Here is a 22329-nt window from a genome sequence, read left to right on the forward strand (position 1 = left end):
CCTTTATTAGTAACCCGGATTTTGTTTCAGATTAGGGTTGGTATCAACCGCACGCTGAGGGATTGGGTAAAGGGTTTTAGATTTATCAGTTGCCAGTGGGCGCTGATCTACAGGATCGTTGAACTTTTCGAAACGGATAAGGTCGTTCCTCCTCCAGCCTTCGTAGTAAAGCTCGCGACCGCGTTCTGCCAGCATAACAGTAGCATCAACGCTTGCCAGGGTGCTTGCACCACGTGGGGTACGTATCGAATTAACGATGCTTACTGCAGTTTGGCCAAGCGGATCTGTACCGCCACGCATAATTGCTTCAGCTTTTTCTAACAATACGTCGGCGTAGCGTAAGAATACATAGTCGTTGTCCTCGCTGTTATCAGGCACTGTACCATCTGCATTAGGATGTGGGAAGTATTTGAACACCCTGATTCCCTGTGCTTCTGTAGAGAAGTTAAGGTTAACATTTTCCGTAAAAATAAGCGGTTTACCACCACGTTGTTTTAAAGCAACGCCGCCCGGGCCGTATTGCTGGCCCGTTGCAAAACCAGCTCTTAAGCCAACTTTATCTGTTAAGCCCGGGTAAGCAACGCCACGGCGCTCATCAGATGCTTCAAACGACTTGTAGAAATCGGCAAGGGTGGTGAAACCATTCCAGCCATCAGGTGTCTGGTTGTAGTGTAAGCCCATTTTCCAACGGTTTTTTGCATTACCCATTTGCCTTGCCGGGGTATTGTATAAACCAAAGATGTTACCGTGAGACTGGTCTGAATTATCCCATGCAAAATCCTGGAAGTATTTACCTGCCGGCTCTAATGTATAACCTGCTGTAGTTACTTTATTTGCATACTCGATAACCTTATCCATATCTGCCTTAGCAAATGTGAATGGGCCACCTACCGTAGTTGCAGTATAAACCGCTTTGTTAAGGTAAATTTTAGCTAATAAAGCATCAGCTGCTGCTTTGCTGGCAACACCTATGTTAGCTGCTGCGCCTAATTTAGATTCAGCAAACTCCAAATCCTTGATGATAAACGCGGTTGCCTCTGTGCGATTGAACACTGGCGGGATAGAACTGTTTGGCGCATCAGGATCTCGTAACGGTGCCTGGCCATAAAGGTCAATTATCTGGAACATGAAGTAAGCACGTAAAAAACTTGCCTCTGCTTTGATTTGATCCGATGTTGCCCTGGTAATTACCTGGGTTGCGCGGAACACACCGATGTTCAGCTGATCCCAGGTATCATTCACCTGCCCGTGCGATGGTGTCCAGGTGTGAGTGTGCAATTTACGCCATGCACCAAAATCGCCCCAGTCGGTACCGCGGGTCGGGCCCATCATTTCATCTGTTGGGTGCTCCTGTAGTGCGTAGGTATTTGCCTGGTCTGCCTGGCCACCTAATTGTGAATACACACCTGCCAAATCTGAGGCACTAAGCCCACCGCCTGTATCTTCAAATTTATTGCCGTAAATCTTTTCATCTAACTTTGCACACCCCGTAGCAGCTAAAAGAATCATGCTGCACATCGTGGCTCTTACTATAATTTTTTTCATACTCATAATTTTTTTAGAAGCCTGCATTTAAACCTAATGTGAATGTGCGTGCGCTTGGATAAGCGGTATAATCTATACCTCTTGAAGGCACACCGTTTCTTTCTTTGTTTGTGTTAATTTCAGGGTCAATACCACTATATCCGGTTATCAGGAACAGGTTTTGGCCGGTTAATGATAAACGTAATGATTTTATAGCCATTCCTTTTAACGGGAAGGTGTAGCCGAAAGATGCGTTTTGTAATCTCAGGAAATCGCCTTTCTCAAGGAATCTTGTGGAAAGTTCGCCGGAGTTAAGCGCGTTTTCGTTGGTTGCAGCTACAGCTTTAGTTACGTTACGACCACTAACAAGGTTTCCTTTATAGAAAAATGAGTTTGCGGTATTATTGTAAATAAAAAACCCTGTTTGAGCATTTAGGAAGAAGCTTAAGCTGAAATTACCATAGGTAAATGTATTGTTTAAGCCAGCAAGGAAAGTAGGCAGCGGGCTACCTTGTGGTTTAACAGCATCAATACCATCAGGGTATATGGCAAATCCGTTTTCATCGAGGCCATTATAATCTGGCACGTTGAACTCATACAATGGGTACCCGTTACCGAAGAACTGTGCAAAAGCACCAGATAAACCCTGGCCATCGATGTTACCGGTGATAACGTTACGGTTACCAAAGTTCTCGATGCGGTTTTTAACAAACGTCATGTTGTAATTAATATCCCATGTGAAGCCCTTTGCAACTGACGATTGGACAACGGCAAAGTTCAATCCAACCTCAACACCAGTGTTCCTTACGTTACCCGGTAAGTTAACCCAACGCCTTGTAACTGCTGACGGCTGCGCCAAATCCTGTAAGAATAAAAGGTCTTTCTGTGATTTATTAAAATAATCGATAGTACCGCTCAAACGGCCTTGCAGCGTTGTGAAATCTATCCCAGCGCCGTAAGCTGTTTGCGTTTCCCATTTCAAATCGGGGTTGTTAGCGTTATCTGCCGAAGTACCACCGTAGTAATCATATGAACGTATTGATTTAGAAGCTAAAGACGGATAATCCTGGTTACCTGTTTTACCGTAGTTTAAGCGTAAGCTCAAATCATCGAATATGCTTTTTGGAGCCCAGCTTTCACTGCTGATGCGCCATTTAGCAGCCAGGGCCGGGAAGTTTGCGTATTGATTGTTTATACCAAAACGCGACGAACCATCGCGACGAACCGTAGCTGTTAAGATATATTTGTCTTTGTAAGAGTAGTTTACACGTGCAAAATACGATTGTAGTTTGTAGCTGCTGCTATCGCCAAATGCGTAAGGGAACCTGTTGGTAAAACCATCGTAGTCAAAATAATCTTTCACGAATTGCTTAGGTACAGCAACACCCCAGGCAACATTTGTGCGTGGGTAGTTTTTGTAGCTTGAATACGAGTAACCAACCAAAGCTGTGATAGTGCTATTGGCCGAAATCTTTTTGTCGTAGTTTAAGGTATGCTCAGTGGTCATGTTCCTTAGCTCGGTATATTGTAATATACCACGGCCATTGCCAGTTGCTGGCGGGAAAGCGAAACCACGGATGTTACCAGCATCAGTAAAACCAACGATGGTTGGATCATAGTAAGTTTGGCGTAAACCGTCAGACCTGTCAACACTGATATTGCCTTTGTAAGATAATCCTTCTATAATCCTAACGGTTGCAGTTAAGTTATTTAAGTAGCGGTTAAGGTTATCGGTATCATCAATTTGGTTTAACATTGATACCGGGTTACGGAAACTGTTATTAAGAGGATAACCCTGAGGGTTGTAACCGTAGAAAGAAAAATACCTGCCCTGAGCATCATAAACCGGGTAGGTGGGGTTGGTTTGCAATGCAGCACCAATTAAACTACCGTTGAAACCCGCGTTATTTGTGATAGGCGCGAACCTGTCTTTTACGTTTGAGTACAACGATTGCAAATCGAACTTCAACCTTTCGCCAAAGAATGATTGCGAAGCGTTGATACGGGCTGTAAAGCGTTTAAGGTTTGTATTTTTAATAATACCTTGCTGATCGTCATATCCAACCGAAGCGCGGTAATTACCGGTATTGCTTGCGCCACCAAACGCTAAGTTATAATTCTGAGAAATAGCGGTCCTCAAAATCTCTTTCTGCCAATCGGTATTGCCACCTAAATCAACAGCAGCCGGATCGGCACCTACGCTTGCAACCGCTTTCAGGAAGTCTTCGCGGCCAAGCAAGTCATAAGTTTTCGCAGCTTTTGACACACTTGTGCTAGCACCAAACTGGATACCCGCACCTTTGCGGCCTTTTTTGGTTGTGATCAAGATAACGCCGTTAGCACCACGTGAACCGTAGATAGCCGAAGCAGAAGCGTCTTTCAAAACCGAGATATTTTCGATGTCGGCAGGGTTGATAAATGCCAATGGGTTACGGGCAGAAGAGGTACCTGCACCGCTATCGAACCCACCGGAAGTACCACCGTTATCCAAAGGCACACCATCTACTACATACAGCGGGCTGCTACCAGCACGGATAGAACTTGCACCGCGGATGTTTATAGTAGCACCTGCACCCGGCTCACCGCTTGCTGGGGTTACCGATACACCAGCAATACGGCCCTGCAATAACTGCTCTGGCGTTGCTATAACGCCTTTGTTGAAATCTTTTGGGCTTAATGATGCTACCGAACCGGTCGCATCCTTAACGCGGGTACTACCGTAACCAATTACAACAACCTCGTTAAGCGCTTTGCTGGTAGATTCCAGTGCAACTGCAATAAAGGTCTTGCCATCGAGGTTAACGGTTTGCGATTGGTAACCGATGTAGTTGAAGGTAAGAGAAGTAGTGTTGGCAGGCACAGAAAGCCTGAAGGTACCGTCTACGTTGGTTTGCGTGCCGATACCATTGCCAGCACCTACAGTAACGCCAATTTGTGGCGAACCGTCCTTCTTGTCGGTTACTTTACCTGTAATTACTTTATTCTGAGCCAGTGCGGGCTGAATAAAGAAGCAGGTTAAAGCAAAAAAACATAATGTGAGTAAGTGTTTAAATTGCATAGTTTGTGGTTTAATTAAAATTGGTTATATAAAAGTTCTTGTACGTGGTTCACGATAGTTAGTTGTAAAGCACCCGCAAAAAAGCTCAGGACCGCTTCCAAAATCAAAAGTGCTTACACACAGTATTCAAAAAAAATCTTATTAAAGTTTAAATTGGTAATAGCGGCTTAAACAAGCCGCCTGGTATGGTAAATCTTTAAGCGGTTAACTTCTTAAAGAGTTTTACCTCCATACAAAGATGTGTGTCTTGCGCCTCAATCCCTACACATTTGGCGCATTTGCAAAAAAATATAGGTTTATTTATAATTAAATATCTATAAATCAAATACTTAACTATCAAAATATCACTAAAAATATAAGTGTTTTTTAGCGTTTATTAAGCTTGTAATGTTAAAATAGTACCTTAAATAGTTTTTAAAATATCAAAAATGGCCTCTGCTGCTGTATTATCTATTCAACAGAATCAACCGCTTTTATATCCATTATACGATGCTCAAACTGCTCGGGGTTTTTAGACTTTGCTTTGATGCGCATTTTGTACACGTAAATGGTATTTACAGAATACTCGAGTATCTTGGCGATGGTTTCGTTATCGTTTATCCCCATCCTGATGAGGGCAAATATCCGGAGGTCCGTATTTAGCACTTCGTGTTCCTGCGGCCATATCTGGTCTTTCTCGTCGAATTGCGAATTGAACACCGCAATAAAATTGGGGAATATCTTCAAAAAGATATGGTCGAAACTATGGTAGAGCACCTCCCGCTCTTTCTTTATGTTAATATTATTGATTATCAGCCTTATATCATCGTACTTTTTAATAGACAGCTTGGTATCAACAGACATTTTCAGCTTCTCCAGCTTCAGGATATACCCGGATATGATCTTAAAAAACTGCCCGATATACTCTTCCTTGATGTGCGCGTCTTCTATCAGTTTATAATTTACCTGCTTAAGCAACACATTCTTATCCTCGATGATACGCTCCTTGTGCCTCAGTTTGGCCAATTGTTTGTAAATCATTATCAAAAACAATATTACCAGCGATGCCAGGGCGGTTATGGCCAGCAAGAATATCAGTATCCTGTCTTTTTCACTTTCGGTGTGGTTAAGTTCCTCTGCAGCTACCAGGGGCAATATGGCACCTATTTGTATCTTACGTTGCCGGGCGCCGTAAAAATCGGCATCGGCCTTGGCCAGCTGCACAAAACTGTAGGCATCTTTTACGTTGCCTACTTTATAAAGCTGTTCTGCTAGCGTAAAAAGGGCCACAGTTTCCTTGGTGGAGGATTTGATATCGGCAATGGCAGATTGTATCAGGAACGCAATGCCCTCATCGCGCCGGTTGGAGTTGATATAACTTTGCCCCAGCGAACAGGTTATCATGGCACGCAGGTGCATAGATATAGGCACGCCCGGCCCTACCAGTTTGCTCAGCTCCTGCGATCCGCTATAGTTATCGTTCGAGCCTACATGCCTCAGGCCCGCGTAATAAATCCTGTCTACCGAACCGGGCTTGCTCAGCATTATGGCCGAATCGATATACGCGTTGCTCGCGGCGAGGTAATCGGGTGAAAAATATTTGTCGCTGTTGTACTTGGCCAGATCGCTGTTGCAGCGGTACATGATAAAGTAGTACTCCACCTTCATGCTATCGTTAAGCAATTTGGGGTTTACCTTGTTCATGCAGTCGAAGGTTTCTTTGAACATGCCCGAGGAGAGCAAAATAAAACCCAGTTTTATACGGCTGTAATATGCGCGCGACATATCATTCATGCCCACGCTAAGGTCCTTTAGCTTATTTACATATACGTAGGCCGAATCGTACTGGTAGGATTTGTACTCATCGTACAATTTGAGGCAAAGATCGTATTGCAGGGCATAATTAGTGGGCGAAACCTGCGCGCGCCGTTGCATCAACTGATGGATGCGTGTTTGCTTGGCACCCTCATAAGTGTCTTTTTTGGCTATCTCGGATTTAAGCTGGTTCAGCAGCGCGTCGTTATCTGCCGAAAACGCCGGGGCAGCAAAAAGCAACGAGAAGAAAAACAGTAGAAATATCCTCATAAATTGATATTGAGACGGGATTAAAGTTAATAACTAAAAATTAAAGGCCGAACATCTACAGATGCATTTGGTCGTTTTTGCTATAATGATGGTTAATTTTAGCTTTTGTTACCGACTCGGTAACGGCCCTGCAATCAGGGGATGAGATTTTGATAATTTGAAGCAAGGAAGGCGGCTAACCAAACCTGAAAAGCCCGCAGCGTTTACCGCTGCAGGCTGGGTATTTATAAGATCAGTTTTAACTTTTAGTAGCTTATCGTAATTGGGTCCGAAGCGTTCTTCAGCACCAGGCTTTTCACTTTCTCGCCCTCTACCGGGTTTGATAAACCAGTAGGATCGAACCGCGAGATTGGCACCATTAGTGCGCTAAAATCATCATTGGCCTTTGCGGCTTTGTTATTCAACTTAACCGGGCCGCCGCCAAAACCGTGCAAAATCAGTTTTATATTGTTGAATTTGGATTTTGCCGAACCTTCGGGTTTAGCAAAAGTGATGGTTTTCCTGGCTGCATCATAAGTGATGCCGCGTTTGTAAAAATCGCCGTTCTCATAGTTGTAACTTTCGCCATCATCTTCGTAGTAAACAAATTTGTTGTTGATATCGCCTTTGTAAACGTGTACAAACAGGGTATCAGTCGGTTTATCGGCAGTAGTTTGTATCAGCGATTGCATAGGGATAATACTGCTTTCCTTTACATAAACCGGCAACTTGCTCATGCCCAAATCGATATTGAGCTTAGTATTGCCCTGCTGCACCTGGCCATTATATAAATCGTACCATTTACCGGCCGGGAAATACACCCTTCCAATTTGTGTTTGGCTATCGAACGGCAACACCAAAAAGGCCTGGCCAAACATATACTGGTTTTCGTAAGTACCGTTGTACACATTTTCGTCGTGGGTATAATCTATTGCCAGGGAGCGCATCAGCGGCTTGCCGTTTTCTTTTGCCTCGTAAAACGACGAGTACAAATACGGCAGCAATTTATAGCGCAGGTTGATGTAGTTGCGGGTTATCTCCAGCACTTCTTCGCCGTAAGCCCATGGCTCGGATGATTTGGTGTTGATCTGCGTGTGGTTGCGCATGTAGGGGTTAAATGCGCCAATCTGCATCCAGCGGGCATACAATTGCGGTGATGCACCGCCGGTAAAACCGCCCACATCCATACCTGTATAAGGCACGCCGCTTAAGCCCAGGCTGTTCATGAGGCGGATGCCGGCAAGCATGTGGCTATCTTCGGCGCGGTTATCGCCTGTCCACATAGCGGCGTAGCGTTGCAATCCTGCGTAGCCGGATCGCGTTAGCACGAAGGGCCGTTTGTTGCCGCCCAGTGCTGCGCGGTAACCTTCATAACTGCTGCGTATCATCTCCAGGCCGTACACGTTATGTATCTGCAAGTGCGATGCGCCCTTGCCCTCATAGTTAAAGAATATATTATCCGGCGCTTTTTGGCCCCAGGTGCTAAATTCGTTCATATCGTTCCATATGCCGCTTACGCCATCGGCTGCATATGCCTTTAATTCGTTTGCCCAAAATTCGCGGCCCTTTGGGTTTGTAAAATCGGGGAAGTTGCACCAGCCCGGCCAAACCTGCCCGGTGTAATTGGTGCTGTCGGGGTATTTGGCAAAGATATTCTGTGTCAGCCCGCGATCGTACACGCCGTAGCCTTTTTCTTCCTTAACGCCCGGGTCTACGATAAGCGTAACCCTAAAGCCCATATCCTTTAGCTTTTTGGTAAGCGCAGGTGGGTCGGGAAAACGGCTTTTATCCCAGGTGAATACTTTGTACTTATCCATGTAGTGGATATCCAGCGTAATGCCGTCAGCAGGTATCTTTTTCTCGCGCAGGGTGTTAGCTACACGGTAAACTTCGGTATCGGGATAGTAGCTGTAGCGGTTTTGCTGATAGCCGAGGCTCCACAGGGGCGGCATTTTGATGCGACCGGTAAGCGATGTGTACGAGGTGATGATATCCGCCAGGTGCGAGTGATAGATGAAATAGTAGTTCATCTCCCCTCCTTTTGCCGCAAACGACGAAAAGCGGTTGTTGCTGGCACCAAAGTTAAAATCTGACTGCCAGGTATTATCGAAAAATATACCGTATTGTACATTGTGGTGCACGCCTATATAAAAAGGTATCGTAGAATACAAGGGGTCCTGCCCGGCAGAATAAGCAAATACATCGCTGTTCCAATGCGTATAGGCATTGCCACGGCGATCCAATGAGCCGGTTTTTTCGCCCAGGCCTATAAAGTGCTCGCCATCCTGCATGTGCTTGTAGGTGGTAACGTTCTCGCTAACCCATGAGGTAGTTAAGCCGCTTTCGTCCTGGTTTACCACCTCGCCGGCAAGGGTGCTGAAGGTAATGGCATAAGGGTTCTTTTTGATGTTTACTTTAAGCGAATCGGTAATGAGGTTTATCTCGTTATCGTTTTGCGTAACCGCTACTTTGGTAGCAACCGGTTTGGAAATAACTGCATACGAAAAATCTTCGGCCAGGGCTTGTTTATCCATACGCACCCTGATGATGTTTGGGCTATAAACAAGCACCTTAATAAAGGCGTTCTCGGTTTTAATATCTATATCCTGGCTATTCACCGTTACCCCGGTAACTTTACCTACCCTTTTCAACAGGGTTTGCGCGCCGGCAACATGGGTGCTGGCTGCAAAAATTACAGCAAGGGCAATACAACGGTTAATGATCTTCATTCTTCTGTTTGGCGATATGGTTTTATAATTGGTATTGGCGGCCTAAAAGGGCTATTTAAAAAGGTACCGCAACTATGCGTGGGCACCCGTTTCGCTGGTTGAAATTATAACAGATTTACGGTATCGCGAACGGATATTAATTTTTATGGATTTTTTATAAAGCAAAAACCCTCTAATTATTAAAATTAGAGGGTTTTTGCCGCTGTTGCAGCCCGAAAATATAAGGAAAAATATAGATGGCTGCTGCCTAAAAACCTTAGTAATTGGCCAGTACCATTACGTTATTACTTATTGGGGTTATTTTTTCGAGGCCGTTTAAAAAGCCCAGGCCCACTACGAAGGTAAAACCGGCAACCTTTCCACCCATATCCTGTATCAGTTCGCTGGCTGCGGTTACGGTGCCACCAGTGGCCAAAAGGTCGTCGTGGATGAGGATATGGTCGCCGGGCATAAAGGCATCGGTATGCAGTTCAATGGTGGCGGTGCCGTATTCCAACTCGTAAACCTTTTGCTTTACGGTGTGAGGCAGTTTGCCCGCTTTGCGCACCGGGATAAACGGAACGCCCAGCCGGGTAGCCAGTGTTAAACCGAATAAAAACCCGCGGCTTTCCACGCCGGCAACGGCATCAATCCGGGTATCTTTAAGGCCCGCAACAAAGGCCTCCACTATACTATCGCACAAGCTGGGGTCCTTCAATATCGGCGTAATGTCTTTAAAAATTATGCCGGGCTTCGGGAAGTCGGGGATATCGCGGATGGCATCCTTTATTTGTTGCTGTATCATTTATTGCGCTAATGTGCTTCAATTTTACGGAAAAAACTTCCGTGAATTTCTATTTTATTACCAAATAAGGGGATATTTTTATCAAAATTTGGTCGGTTAAAATGGCAATGTTTTTCAAATCTGCTACCGATGCGTAATTGCCATGCTGATTGCGGTATTCGATGATGGCGTTCACCTGTTTATAACCGAGGTAGGGCATCAGGCGCAGCTTATCAAAAGTAATGGTGTTGATATCGATCTTACGTATCCGCCAGGCATCAACCTTTAGCTGCCCGGCAATTTCGGCGTATTTTAATTCATCCAACCCATATACCTCTTTCAGTTGCTCTTTGTTTACGAAACCGCCCAGCCGTTCGCGATAGTTGATAATGCGTTTGGCGTAAGCCGGGCCGATGCCGTCTAACGCAGTAAGGCTTGCAGAATCGGCAGTGTTGAGCTCTACTACGACAGCAACCGGTTCCTTACTTGTGGGGATATCGATATAAGGTGCTAAGGCTTTATAGTTGCTATCTGTAATGCCATAAACCTTCTTCAAATCCTCCACTTTATAAAACCTGCCGCCCTTGCTGCGGTAGTTGATGATGATGGCTACCTGCCTATCGCTTAGTCCCAGTTCTTTCCATTTGGCAGCCGGTAGGGTGTTGGGGTCGAATTTGGATAAGCTTCCATTTTGAGGTCCGGCCGAGGCCGCCGCCTGGTAACCCGGGTTGGCTTGGTTTAGCTGTGCCGCTGCCTCATAGAACGCTTTACTATTAATTGTGCTATCTTTGTGATACCATTGATAAACGTAGGGCGCAGCTAAAACCGCAATTATCAAAATAACCAGCACAAGCATACCGTTCCATTCTTTTTTGGTGAGGGACAGATAGTTTTTCAGCTGCGCTTTCATATCATACAATTGCAAGCGTTAAAGTAATAATTTTACAACCATTTAATCCGTTAAACGAGGATGAAAGTTATAACCACCGAGGAATTTGCCAAAGCAACTAAACTGGACAAACTAAAAATGCCCGGCTTGGCCCCCCTGCTGATGGAACTGATGAAGATAAACCAGGTGAACCAGCTATTTGCCCAGGCCCAGCCCAAACAAGGCCCCGAATTTGTAGATGCTATTTTAAAAGGCTGCGGTATAGAGATAGATTTTGACGAACGCGAACTGAAAAACATACCAAAAGAGGGCGCTTTTATAGCCATTGCCAATCACCCCTATGGCGGCATAGAGGGCATGGTACTGCTAAAGATACTTTGTATGGCCAGGCCCGATTCTAAATTGATGGCCAACTTTCTGCTGAAGAAAATACCCAACCTTGCAGATTACTTCATTGCTGTTAACCCCTTCGAAAATGTGGAGCATTCCTCCAGCATCAGCGGCCTCAAAAGCACGCTGGAACTGCTGGCCAATGGCACGCCCATAGGTATTTTCCCTGCGGGCGAGGTATCTACCTTCAAGATGGAGAAAAAAGAGGTTACCGACCGTCTTTGGCACCCGGTGGTAGGCAAGATAATTGCCAAATCTAAAGTGCCGGTGGTACCTATCTACTTCCATGGCAATAACGGCTTGCTGTTTAACCTGCTGAGCCTGATACACCCTGCGCTGCGTACCGCCAAGCTGCCATCAGAACTATTCAACAAGCAGGGGCATACCATTAAGCTACGTATTGGCAAACCCATCAAAATTGCCGATATCCCCGATAATAACAACGGCGCTAAAGTACTCAACTACCTGCGGGCCAAAACCTACGCCCTTGGTGCAGGGCTGGATGAGGAGAAGAAAATCTTCAATCCACGCAACCTGTTCAAGATAAAGCGCCTGCCCGAAGCCATAGTACCCGAAACTGCTGCCGACAAGCTGGAGGCCGAAATTGCGCCCCTGCGCGAGCACTATAAGGTATGGACGGAGAAGAACTACGAGGTGTTCATCGCCCCTACTTCCGCAATCCCCTGCACCATCCGCGAAATTGGCCGCCTGCGCGAGGTTACCTTCCGCGAAGTGGGCGAGGGTACCAACAAAGCGACTGACCTGGACGAGTACGATATCTACTACCATCACCTGTTCATCTGGGATTTTGAAGCGAAGATGATCGTAGGTGCCTACCGTATTGGCCTGGGCGACGAGATTTTCTACAGCGTGGGCAAAAAAGGCTTTTATATAAACGAGCTATTCAAATTGAAGGAGCAGTTTACCCCTGTGCTGAAGAAAAGCCTGGAACTGGGCCGCTCCTGGATACGCAAGGAATACCAGCTGAAGCCCCTCCCCCTCTTCCTGCTTTGGAAAGGCATCCTTAAATACCTGATAGATAACCCGCGCTACCGTTACCTTATTGGCCCGGTAAGCATCAGCAACTCGTTCTCGCAGTTCTCCAAATCGCTCATCGTAGATTACATCAACCGCAACCATTTCGACCACGAACTGGCGCAATACGTAAAGCCACGCAAAAAATTCAAGGTAAACTTCGAGAACATCGATACCGACCTACTCATGAGCGGCGGCGACAGCTTTAAAGGGCTGGATAACCTGATATCTGAGGTAGAAACGCATAACATGAAAGTACCCGTACTACTGCGCCAGTACATACAACTAAACGCCAAAATCATCAGCTTCAACATCGACCCTAAATTCTCTGATTGTTTGGATGGCTTTTTGGTGCTCGATTTAGAGAAAGTACCGCAGGATATATTGGAGAAACTGGGGAAGAACCTTTAACACGATTAAAGGATTGAAGGATTAGACAGGATTTTGATTTGCAAGGCGGCGATGCAGGCGCTCCGTCCCATGAATGGGACGGCAATGAAAGTGCATAGTTCTTTAATCCGCTTTCATTACCGTCGGTTTTAACCGACGGTAAGCGAATTGACCGCGATTCCCCATTTAGACTTGATAATAAATGAATACAGATATCCCTTCGTCCGTCTGTTTTCAGGAACGACACTGTTGCGGACAGAACCTGTGATACTATTGACGTCCACAGAGATTTCTTCCGTCTCAACCTAACGCTATAAGCCCGGCAACGCAAGCCATATATAAAAAAAACAACAAGGTGTCCAGCCAATTAGGAAAACGTTCGCCAAATATGTCGGTACCGCTGCGAGTTGGCATAACAAATTCCTGATGTTGTATATTTAAGCTTAATATGCGCAATAACTGATAAACAAATAAGAGGATTATGGTATCCTTTAAAGCATTGGCGGCATTGCCTTTAGGCAATGCAAATAAGGGGTTATTCCGCAAATATAAATAAACCACAAAATGGACGATACCAAAACCAAGCCAAACTAAATAAACGGATAGGTTTCTTAGCGACCGATAATTACATACATAAATAAATATTTGAGTAAAGATTACATATAGCAACAACGATCCTTTATTACCATTTATGTAAACCGCAAGGCTGATGATGACATAGGCAGCGATAGTCCAAATATCCCATGCCTTAAGTCGCTCGAAATAAAATATGGGGCGCTTCATGATCGCATACTACTAAAAAAAGTTGTTTGTGAACAGCAGAAACGGCAAAAAGTGATAATTACCATTTCCGGTAAATTAAAATCAAAGCCATTGGCATGAATATTACAACTATGGTAATTACAACCGTGAGCAAGTTGTCCCAAAAACTATATTTTCTCCCATGATACATGATAGACATATCTCTAAACCGAAGATAATAGTCTCTGTCTTGCACTATCATGCTTATCCTTTTAAAAGCGTAGTCCAGCAGTACAACTATTAGTGGAGTAAGTGCGGCTCTTAGTGCAAGATACCAATCCTCATCATTAAACTTTAAGAATTCCAGCATCGCAGACGATAAAACAAACAAGCCAATAACCGCATACCATTTATACCTGGTACTAAACCATGGGTCGTATTTATTATAAAGCAATCCAAAATTAACGCCTACAGGCAACATAATGCCTATTACCGATTCTCCGGTGGTTATCACCATACCTAATACCTCAGCCCGATTTTTTTGAAGATATTGTACATCGCCCATAGCGGGGTTACGAAGGCAAGCTGCAGGTCGTCTTTAAAAGACTGTGGGTTGCCCTCTATCTTGCTGCCCGCATATTGCCCAATCCACGATAGAACGAACAGCCCCAGCGATATCATCCACAACGCAGGGCCGCCCAAAGCCTGCCAGGCTGCCAGCTGCATAACGCCGTAGCTAAGCACGAACATAGCCAGCAGCATAATGTAAGATAACAGCGGGGTGAGTTTGAGGTAGAAATAAATGGCAACGGCTATTACAAACGAGTACCAGTTGAAGTAACTGTTGTAAATGCCGAGGAATTTCAGCGTAGGGAAAGGTATGGCCCACGCTATGCCCAATATGCTGAATATCATGAGCAATATGCTGATGATATGCAAGGTGCGGTTTAACGGCTGTTGATGGCTTGCATCCAGTCGGTTGAAATATACCTCAATAAGGCGCAGCTCTTCCTTTTTGGGAAGCACGGGTTTAATAGTATTTGGTTTTGGTTTCGCCATAAAATAAAAAAGCCCTCCCTATTTCAAGGAAGGGCTCAAATTTAAGCTTATTTATTTTGCAAATGCTACCGAGCGGGTTTCCCGTATTACGGTAACCTTTATCTGGCCCGGGTAGGTCATTTCTGTTTGTATGCGGTTTGATATATCTGCCGCCAGTATTTCACTTTGGGCATCGCTTATCTTCTCGCTCTCAACCACAACACGCAATTCGCGGCCGGCCTGTATAGCGAAAGTTTTCTCTACGCCAGGGTACGATAATGCAAGCTCCTCAAGCTCTTTCAAGCGTTTGATGTAACTTTCTACCACTTCGCGGCGTGCGCCCGGCCTTGCGCCTGATATGGCATCACAAACCTGTATTATCGGCGATAGCATCGAGGTCATTTCAATCTCGTCGTGGTGGGCGCCTATGGCGTTGCATACCTCGGGGTGCTCTTTATATTTCTCGGCTAATTGCATGCCCAAAATAGCGTGTGGCAGTTCGGGGTTATCATCTGGTACTTTACCGATATCGTGCAGTAGGCCTGCGCGTTTGGCAAGCTTTACGTTAAGGCCCAGTTCTGCTGCCATGGTAGCGCAAAAGTTGGCAACCTCGCGCGAGTGCTGCAGCAGGTTTTGCCCGTATGATGAACGGTAACGCATCCGGCCCACCATGCGGATAAGCTCGGGGTGAAGGCCGTTGATACCAAGGTCGATAACGGTACGCTCGCCTATCTCAACAATTTCTTCTTCAATCTGCTTGCGGGTTTTGGCAACTACCTCTTCAATACGTGCCGGGTGTATGCGGCCATCGGTAACCAAACGGTGCATAGCCAAACGGGCAATCTCGCGGCGTACCGGGTCGAAGCCCGAAAGAATGATGGCCTCGGGGGTATCATCCACAATGATTTCTATACCGGTTGCGGCTTCCAGCGCGCGGATGTTGCGCCCTTCGCGGCCAATGATACGGCCCTTTATCTCATCGTTCTCGATGTTGAAGATAGATACCGTATTCTCTATAGCGTTCTCGGTAGCGGTACGCTGTATAGTTTGGATAACTATTTTCTTGGCTTCCTTGGTGGCGGTAAGCTTGGCTTCGTCTACGATATCTTTTATCTGTGCCATAGCCTTGCTGCGGGCTTCTTCGCGCAGGTTATCTATCAGCTGGTTCTTGGCATCCTCGGCGCTTAAGCCGGCAATAGCCTCCAACTGGGTTACATGCTGGTTTTTCAGGAGCTCAACTTCCTCCTGCTTTTTGGCGAGGGTATCGGTTTGGGTTTCCAGCTTTTTACGGGCGCCATCCAGTTCGGTTTCCTTACGATTAAGGTTTTCCAGCTTTTGGTTAAACGATTGCTCTTTTTGTTTGATGCCGTTCTCGCGCTGGTTCAGCACGTTGTTTTTGGCGTTAACGTCCTGCTCGTGCTCGGCCTTAAGCTGCAAAAATTTCTCCTTGGCTTCCAGCTGGCGGTTCTTTTTAAGGATGTCGGCGTTTATTTCTGCCTCTTTTAAAATCTTCTTTACTTTATTCTGGGCGTTTACTTCTTGGTCTTTAAACAGCTTCCGTAGCAGGAAACGGCCTATGACGATGCCCGCGATTACTCCAACGAGAATCCCGATTATCAGGTACAAATATGTGTTCATTTCTTAGGTTATATAAATAAAAAAAACCGCAACTAAACTTCTAAGTGTTCATGTATTGTTAAAACTTCTGGTCGGATGGCTCGGGATCACGGGTTACCGTAAATTACACGATCAACGCATGCCTCTTTGATCCGTAGATATTGAAGCGTTAAGTTTTTAATAGTGAAAACTTAAAATTTAACTGCGGTTAAATCTTAATGGCTCTGTTTTATGTGTAAGAACGTTATTGTTTAGAAAAAAAATCAGACAGGATATGGTCTAAATGATAAACCTTATCGGTAACTTCTGAATCGTCGGACGTAACTTTTTTATCCGCTTTTAACGCAGATGTTGCGTAATGCAACACGCACATCGAAAGCAAATCCTGCTTATCCCTAACCGCATAGTTCTCCTGGTACTCCTTTATGCGGTCGTTGATGAGCTTGGCTGCCCTTCTTATTATCTCTTCTTCTTCCATGTTTACCTTTAAGGGGTAAACCCGGTCAGCAATATTTATTTTTATTGAGATTTCTCCCATCTGAGCTTTTCACTTTTTGTACTACTTTTTAAGCAATACAATACACTTATCTATTTCCTGCACAAAGTCGTTAATTTTTTGCTTAATGTCAACACTTTTTTCATTTGTTTCTGAAAAAGACTTTGCCAGTTTCAATACACGAAGCTTTTCCTCCAGGTCTTTCGTCTTGTTTTTGCTGGCATCAAGCGCTGCATTAAGCGCATCGCTTTCCAGTTTAAGCAAGTCGTTCTCTTCCTGTAGCGCAGCACAAAGCTCTATCAACCGCTCGGTTTTATATACAACTTTAGTTAATTGTTCTGCTACTGAAGGCATGGGTGTGTTAAAAATTCTAAATGCTAATTCCTAAATTCTAAAAATGTTAAACTCTAATTTCTAATCCCTAAATTCTAAATTGAAACTCTAACCGCGAAACTTTAACTCCTTTTAGAATTTAGAGTTTAGGTCTTAGAATTTCTTCTCTTTTAGAATTCAGAGTTTCGGCTTTAGGATTTACCTACGGATTTCTGCTCCTGCTTCTTTGTCTAAATTATAAATTAATTTCTGCATGGTGGCATCAATTGCCTTATCAGTTAAAGTTTTTTCGGTGTCTTGCAAAATAAAGCTCAGGGCGTATGATTTTTTGCCAGCCGGCAGCTTATCGCCTACGTACACATCAAACACATCCACCGCTTTCAGCAGCTTTTTGTCCGTCCGTCCGGCTATCTGCTTCAACTGGCCAAAGGTTACGCTCTTATCTACCAGCATGCTCAAATCCCTCCTCACGGCCGGGAACTTGCTCACTTCCTGGTACACTATCACGTTTTTGCGCACCAGCTTCAATACTACATCAAAATCGAAATCGGCATAGAAAACCTCCTTATCCACTTCGGCCTTTTTTAATGCCGAAGCCGCCACCGAACCGAAGCCCACAAGCACCTTGTTGCCGCGCAGGTATTGCAGGCCATAGGCCAAACCATTGCCAGTGGTTTCTTCTGTAGTATAATCAGTAATGCTTAGTTTTCTCAGCAGGCCATCTACCACCGCCTTGAGGTTATAGAACGATGCTGGCACCGCTTTACCGTTCCATTGCTCGGTTTTGAAAGCACCTGTAAGGAAGATGGAGAAGCGTTGCGCCTCTACGTACTTCTCATCTACAAAGTTGTATATCTTGCCAAACTCGTACAGTTTAAGGTCGGCAGCTTTGCGGTTTTGGTTGTAGGCAATAGCCTCTAAACCCGAGTACAGCATGCTCTGGCGCATCACGTCGAGGTCGCTGCTTAGCGGGTTCAATATCTTCACGGCATGCTCTAAATCGTCTGAGTAGGCCGATTTGGTGAGCGAGTTGTTCATGATCTCGTTGAAGCCGTTGGCGCTCAATAAATCGGAGATAGCGTTCTGCACGGTATCGCGCTCGGGCCTTACCGAGTTATTGAGCGATGCCCTTATCTGCGTAGGTATCTCGATATTATTGTAGCCGTAGATACGCAGAATCTCTTCCACAATATCCACCTCTCGCGTTACATCGACACGGTAAGGGGCTACTTTTAAGCTTAAACCTTCTTCGCTCTCCGTTACAATGGTAATATCCAGCCCGGTTAATATGGCCTTGATGGTATCGTGCCCGATGGCTTTGCCTATCAGCCTGTCGATGCCTTTGTAAGTAACTTCTATCTCGAAAGGTGCTACCGGGTTAGGATAATGGTCGAATATTTCCGACGACACCACGCCGCCCGCTACCTGCTGTATTAGCAGCGCCGCACGTTTCAAAGCAAATACCGGCATATCAGGGTCGGTGCCGCGCTCGAAACGGAACGATGCATCAGTTTTAAGCCCGTGCCGTTTTGCTGTTTTACGTACAGAAACCGCGTTGAAGTAAGCACTCTCTAAAAAGATGCCGGTTGTAGTTGCACTAACGCCGCTTTTCGCTCCGCCGAACACGCCCGCTATACACATAGGTTCTTCGGCGTTGCATATCATCAGGTCATTGGCAGATAGTTTCCTATCCACATCGTCCAGCGTTTTGAATACGGTGCCTTCAGCAACGGTTTTTACGATAACCTGGTTGCCTGCAATGGCAGCGGCATCAAAGGCGTGCAGGGGCTGGCCCAGTTCGTGCAATACATAGTTGGTAACATCTACCACGTTGTTGATGCTGCGTACGCCAATCACTGCCAAACGCTCTTTAAGCCATTGCGGCGACTCCTTTACCTCGATACCCGAAATGGTTAGGCCGGCATACCTCGGAGCAGCCTGCTCATCCTCTACCAGTACCTCTATTTTGCTGTCCGTGTTATCTACCTTAAAGGCTGATACATCGGGTTTGGTGATGCCAATTTTTAGGAACGCAGCAATATCGCGGGCTGTGCCCAGGTGCGATACCGCATCGGCACGGTTTGGCGTAAGGCCTATCTCGTACATGTAATCGTCGTTCAGGTTGAAGTATGCCTTGGCGGGGGTACCCACCGGGGCATCGGCAGGCAATACCATAATGCCTTCGTGGCTGCTGCCCAGGCCTATCTCGTCTTCGGCGCAGATCATCCCTTCAGATGCTTCGCCGCGTATTTTTGATTTGCCTATCTTGAATGGTTCGCCCACGGTTGGGTGCACGGTAGTACCTACAGTGGCTACAACCACCTTTTGCCCTGCGGCTACATTAGCTGCGCCGCAAACGATGTTAAGGGGTTCCGCACCGCCAACATCAACTTTGGTAATGTGCAGATGATCGCTGTTCGGATGGTTTTTGCATTCCAGCACGTAACCTATCACCAGGCCTTCCAGCCCGCCCGGTACAGCCTGTACCTTTTCGAGGCTCTCAACCTCTAAACCCGTGCCGGTGAGTATGGTGGATATCTCCTCGGGGGTTTTATCTGTATCAATAAATTCTTTAAGCCAGTTATACGATATCTTCATTATAGCAGAATGATAATCGGCAAAGATACGATTTAGGGGGAAAGGCGGAAAGACGAAAGGTTTTAAATAGCAGATTTAAGATTTCGCACCCGCGGCACTATTTATTAGCTATCTAAGGGCAACGGGGCCTTTTTTAGTCGCATAAACGGTTTCTCTATCAGCACGAAGCTTAAAAACCCGGCTAACACGCTTAATAACAAAGCAATCAATAAACAAGGCACGAAGCCAAGCGTTTTGCCATAAGCCGTAAAAACAAGCTGCTGAATTGGGAAGGCATAAATGTAAAGCCCGTAAGAAATGTCGTATTTAAGTTTTACTGTAAATTCCGAAAACAGTTTTATGCCCAATATTGCGATTGCAAGGGGTGCGGCAATGTTAAAGCCGCCAAACCGCAAAAGCGCCAGGGTTGCCAGCAGTATAAACAACTGCCCCTTCAAATCTATAAACAACCAATTCCTGAATACATACACCGCGGTGCCGCACAAAAAGGCAATATATAGCTTAAAAGCGTTGGATAGTAGCAAAAAAGTAGGTCCTATTTTGCTGGCACCGTTAAATAAATTGATGGAATAAATAAAGTAAACAAATGCCAGCATCAATAAAAAAGCAAATTTATTTTTGTTGATGAGACCAAACAGGCCGATAACCAGTATCAATACGTAGCATTGCATTTCGGGGTAGAGGCTCCATAGGCTGCCGTTTATCGAACCGTGATAAAAAGAAGAATCCAACACTCCTTTTATGTTCCATTGATTTATAGCCAAAAAAAAGTTCCTATAAAAAAACGAAAAAGCGCTCCCGTCGCCAAAAAATGCAAAACCGCTTAATGATTGATGGCCGTTTAAATAAATAAACGGGGCAATAACAAAACCGGTAACCAACAGGCATACCCAATACCCGGGGAATATCCGCAGCACCCGGTTAAGCAAAAACCGCGAAATATTTTCTGAGCGATCGAAACTTGAACTGATAAGGTAACCACTTAAAGTGAAGAAACCAATAACGCCGATATCAGAGAGAGAGGTTTGCGCTTTGGAAAGCATTGTTACAAACTCCCCTTGCGTGCCGGTTAAAAAGTAACTATGAGAGAGAAAAACGAACAAAGCGAATATTAACCGGAGTAGATCGTAAGCGTTGTTCCTTGGATGCATAACAATTTAAAGTACCTAATGTACAAAAAACTCCGGTTTTCGCTATACACAAAAAAGCAGCGGCTGTAGTGCCACTGCTTTAAGTAAAATTTATTGGTTAACCAGCTACATTTAATCCTCATCTATTGCATCCCCGTCATCATCCAAATTGAGGGTGAAGGCAGATTCTGCAGCATCATAGGCACGCTGCAATGGTGCGCTTTCGTCAACTTCGCCAACAGGCTCGTTTGTTTCATCGAAACCGTTGGAGTGGATATCCTGCTGGCTCATCTGATCGTCGTTCTCGGTTTGGCCAAGCTGGTCGTCTTGTTGCAGTTGGTCGTCTTCTGGCTCTATCATGGTTTGCGGGTTTTTGATTGTTTATTTACAACGACTAAAGTACGGGGTTGTTTTAATTTATCTGAACCTTGATTTGCACGATTTTTAGATTACCTGATGAACAGCATCAGGGCCATCCTCAAATCCTAATAATCAAGTTTCAGACAATCTCTACAGCATCGCCTCATCCCCAAAACTAAAATACCCCTTATCGGTAATAATCACATGATCTAGCACCTTTATATCCAGCAGTTTGCCGGCTTCTACCATTTTTCGGGTGAGGAAAATATCGTCGCGACTGGGCTTTAGGTTTCCTGATGGGTGGTTGTGAACCAGCACTATGCTGCTGGCCTGGTGCTGAACGGCGGTGTAGTAGATGATACGCGGATCGGCAACGGTGCTGTTGAGGCCGCCTTTACTAATGAGTTCCTTGCCCAATACTTTACTGGATTGGCTGAGCAGCATTATCCAAAATTCCTCGTGGTTCAAATCCATTAGGTGGCGGCGCATTACGTTGTATATATCGCGGGAGCAGGTAAGCACTTCGGGTATTGCACTTTCCGTTTCGCCGCGTCGGCGGCCAATTTCCAGGGCAGCTATGATGCTGATGGCTTTAGCCTCGCCTATGCCTTTGAATTTTGAAAGTTCGCCAATGCCGGCCTTGCCCAGCTTGTTAAGGTCATTATCGTAATGATGCAGGATGCGCTTACTTAGTTCAACGGCGGTTTCGTTGCGGCTGCCGCTGCCAATGAGTATGGCGATGAGTTCGGCATCGGTAAGGGCACGGCGGCCTTGCCCGCTTAGTTTCTCGCGGGGGCGGTCTGCCTCGGCCCAGCTTTTTATACTTAAGTTGTTACCGTAATCTTCCAATTCAGGTTAGGTTTTATCAGCCTAAAATAGGAAATAAATGGCAAGAAAAAATAAAGGTTTAAAAGCACACCCGTTCCGTCCCTTAAAAAGGGACGGCAATGAAAGTGCATAATCGGCAATGACCATTGCGCTTGCTTAGTTTATGTAGATAAATAACCATTATGCACCTTCATTGCCGTCGGTTTGAAACCGACGGCACATCGAGTAGGAAAGTAGGGATTAGTTCCCTACTTGTCCTCTCACACCACCGTACGTGCCGTTCGGCATACGGCGGTTCATTAAACAGTAACAGTCTTAAGTGGGGTTGAGATGTCTTTGAGACTTACAAAGCCCATTTTCTTTATGA

17 protein-coding genes are annotated in these 22329 nt (G+C 45.4%); 1 reads left to right on the forward strand and 16 read right to left on the reverse strand.

Annotation, left to right across the window (positions count from 1 at the left end):
- Positions 1–6 precede the first annotated feature (6 nt).
- From AC1DYT_RS24515 to AC1DYT_RS24540, 6 genes are all read right to left on the reverse strand, one after another.
- Positions 7–1545 carry a RagB/SusD family nutrient uptake outer membrane protein gene (locus AC1DYT_RS24515; RefSeq protein WP_477472129.1) on the reverse strand — a complete coding sequence of 513 codons (1539 nt, stop codon included), beginning with the start codon at positions 1543–1545 and terminating at the stop codon, positions 7–9.
- 13 nt (positions 1546–1558) lie between these two features.
- On the reverse strand, positions 1559–4582 hold the full coding sequence (locus tag AC1DYT_RS24520; RefSeq protein ID WP_477472130.1) for a SusC/RagA family TonB-linked outer membrane protein: 3024 nt from the start codon (positions 4580–4582) through the stop codon (positions 1559–1561).
- Positions 4583–5032: 450 nt separating this feature from the next.
- A complete protein-coding gene (locus tag AC1DYT_RS24525) occupies positions 5033–6646 on the reverse strand; it encodes a DUF6377 domain-containing protein (protein ID WP_477472131.1) in 1614 nt (537 codons plus the stop codon).
- A gap of 245 nt (positions 6647–6891) precedes the next feature.
- The gene (locus tag AC1DYT_RS24530; RefSeq protein ID WP_477472132.1) at positions 6892–9354 is read right to left on the reverse strand and encodes a glycoside hydrolase family 31 protein; all 2463 of its coding nucleotides are present in this window, start codon (positions 9352–9354) and stop codon (positions 6892–6894) included.
- A gap of 256 nt (positions 9355–9610) precedes the next feature.
- Complete coding sequence (locus AC1DYT_RS24535; protein WP_477472133.1) at positions 9611–10138, reverse strand: adenine phosphoribosyltransferase; 528 nt, start codon at positions 10136–10138, stop codon at positions 9611–9613.
- 49 nt (positions 10139–10187) lie between these two features.
- On the reverse strand, positions 10188–11027 hold the full coding sequence (locus AC1DYT_RS24540) for a ComEA family DNA-binding protein (RefSeq protein WP_477472134.1): 840 nt from the start codon (positions 11025–11027) through the stop codon (positions 10188–10190).
- 60 nt (positions 11028–11087) lie between these two features.
- Between AC1DYT_RS24540 and AC1DYT_RS24545 the strand changes: the two genes are divergently transcribed.
- Positions 11088–12842, forward strand: a complete 1755-nt coding sequence (locus tag AC1DYT_RS24545; protein WP_477472135.1) for a lysophospholipid acyltransferase family protein — start codon at positions 11088–11090, stop codon at positions 12840–12842.
- Positions 12843–13121: 279 nt separating this feature from the next.
- On the opposite strand, the gene AC1DYT_RS24550 is transcribed toward AC1DYT_RS24545, so the two are convergent.
- From AC1DYT_RS24550 to radC, 10 genes are all read right to left on the reverse strand, one after another.
- Positions 13122–13604: a hypothetical protein gene (locus tag AC1DYT_RS24550; protein WP_477472136.1), complete on the reverse strand. Its 483-nt coding sequence runs from the start codon at positions 13602–13604 to the stop codon at positions 13122–13124.
- A 58-nt stretch (positions 13605–13662) separates the two neighbouring features.
- Positions 13663–14127 (reverse strand): hypothetical protein, encoded by a 465-nt coding sequence (locus AC1DYT_RS24555; protein WP_477472137.1) that lies wholly within the window; start codon positions 14125–14127, stop codon positions 13663–13665.
- Positions 14082–14588 carry an Mpo1 family 2-hydroxy fatty acid dioxygenase gene (locus tag AC1DYT_RS24560; protein ID WP_477472138.1) on the reverse strand — a complete coding sequence of 169 codons (507 nt, stop codon included), beginning with the start codon at positions 14586–14588 and terminating at the stop codon, positions 14082–14084. Before AC1DYT_RS24560 ends, AC1DYT_RS24555 begins: the two co-directional genes overlap by 46 nt.
- A gap of 84 nt (positions 14589–14672) precedes the next feature.
- Entirely contained in the window at positions 14673–16238 is a 1566-nt protein-coding gene (gene rny, locus AC1DYT_RS24565; protein ID WP_477472139.1) for a ribonuclease Y, read from the reverse strand.
- Positions 16239–16461: 223 nt separating this feature from the next.
- The gene (locus AC1DYT_RS24570; RefSeq protein WP_133234236.1) at positions 16462–16755 is read right to left on the reverse strand and encodes a cell division protein ZapA; all 294 of its coding nucleotides are present in this window, start codon (positions 16753–16755) and stop codon (positions 16462–16464) included.
- Between the two features lie 21 nt (positions 16756–16776).
- Positions 16777–17067, reverse strand: a complete 291-nt coding sequence (locus AC1DYT_RS24575; RefSeq protein ID WP_128531645.1) for a hypothetical protein — start codon at positions 17065–17067, stop codon at positions 16777–16779.
- A 177-nt stretch (positions 17068–17244) separates the two neighbouring features.
- Positions 17245–19644, reverse strand: coding sequence for a phenylalanine--tRNA ligase subunit beta (gene pheT / locus AC1DYT_RS24580; RefSeq protein WP_477472140.1), 2400 nt, complete (start codon positions 19642–19644; stop codon positions 17245–17247).
- 104 nt (positions 19645–19748) lie between these two features.
- On the reverse strand, positions 19749–20795 hold the full coding sequence (locus tag AC1DYT_RS24585; RefSeq protein ID WP_477472141.1) for an acyltransferase family protein: 1047 nt from the start codon (positions 20793–20795) through the stop codon (positions 19749–19751).
- Between the two features lie 111 nt (positions 20796–20906).
- Complete coding sequence (locus tag AC1DYT_RS24590; protein WP_477472142.1) at positions 20907–21134, reverse strand: hypothetical protein; 228 nt, start codon at positions 21132–21134, stop codon at positions 20907–20909.
- Positions 21135–21284: 150 nt separating this feature from the next.
- Positions 21285–21983 carry a RadC family protein gene (radC, locus tag AC1DYT_RS24595; protein WP_477472143.1) on the reverse strand — a complete coding sequence of 233 codons (699 nt, stop codon included), beginning with the start codon at positions 21981–21983 and terminating at the stop codon, positions 21285–21287.
- Positions 21984–22329 lie beyond the last annotated feature (346 nt).

It is taken from the genome of Mucilaginibacter sp. P1_D10 (assembly GCF_056406215.1).

Bases quoted from the DNA above. Each gene is read 5' to 3' on its own strand.
- AC1DYT_RS24515 (WP_477472129.1), bottom strand. From the start codon at position 1,545: ATGAAAAAAATTATAGTAAGAGCCACGATGTGCAGCATGATTCTTTTA.
- AC1DYT_RS24520 (WP_477472130.1), bottom strand. From the start codon at position 4,582: ATGCAATTTAAACACTTACTCACATTATGTTTTTTTGCTTTAACCTGC.
- AC1DYT_RS24525 (WP_477472131.1), bottom strand. From the start codon at position 6,646: ATGAGGATATTTCTACTGTTTTTCTTCTCGTTGCTTTTTGCTGCCCCG.
- AC1DYT_RS24530 (WP_477472132.1), bottom strand. From the start codon at position 9,354: ATGAAGATCATTAACCGTTGTATTGCCCTTGCTGTAATTTTTGCAGCC.
- AC1DYT_RS24535 (WP_477472133.1), bottom strand. From the start codon at position 10,138: ATGATACAGCAACAAATAAAGGATGCCATCCGCGATATCCCCGACTTC.
- AC1DYT_RS24540 (WP_477472134.1), bottom strand. From the start codon at position 11,027: ATGAAAGCGCAGCTGAAAAACTATCTGTCCCTCACCAAAAAAGAATGG.
- AC1DYT_RS24545 (WP_477472135.1), top strand. From the start codon at position 11,088: ATGAAAGTTATAACCACCGAGGAATTTGCCAAAGCAACTAAACTGGAC.
- AC1DYT_RS24550 (WP_477472136.1), bottom strand. From the start codon at position 13,604: ATGAAGCGCCCCATATTTTATTTCGAGCGACTTAAGGCATGGGATATT.
- AC1DYT_RS24555 (WP_477472137.1), bottom strand. From the start codon at position 14,127: ATGGGCGATGTACAATATCTTCAAAAAAATCGGGCTGAGGTATTAGGT.
- rny (WP_477472139.1), bottom strand. From the start codon at position 16,238: ATGAACACATATTTGTACCTGATAATCGGGATTCTCGTTGGAGTAATC.
- AC1DYT_RS24570 (WP_133234236.1), bottom strand. From the start codon at position 16,755: ATGGGAGAAATCTCAATAAAAATAAATATTGCTGACCGGGTTTACCCC.
- AC1DYT_RS24575 (WP_128531645.1), bottom strand. From the start codon at position 17,067: ATGCCTTCAGTAGCAGAACAATTAACTAAAGTTGTATATAAAACCGAG.
- pheT (WP_477472140.1), bottom strand. From the start codon at position 19,644: ATGAAGATATCGTATAACTGGCTTAAAGAATTTATTGATACAGATAAA.
- AC1DYT_RS24585 (WP_477472141.1), bottom strand. From the start codon at position 20,795: ATGCATCCAAGGAACAACGCTTACGATCTACTCCGGTTAATATTCGCT.
- AC1DYT_RS24590 (WP_477472142.1), bottom strand. From the start codon at position 21,134: ATGATAGAGCCAGAAGACGACCAACTGCAACAAGACGACCAGCTTGGC.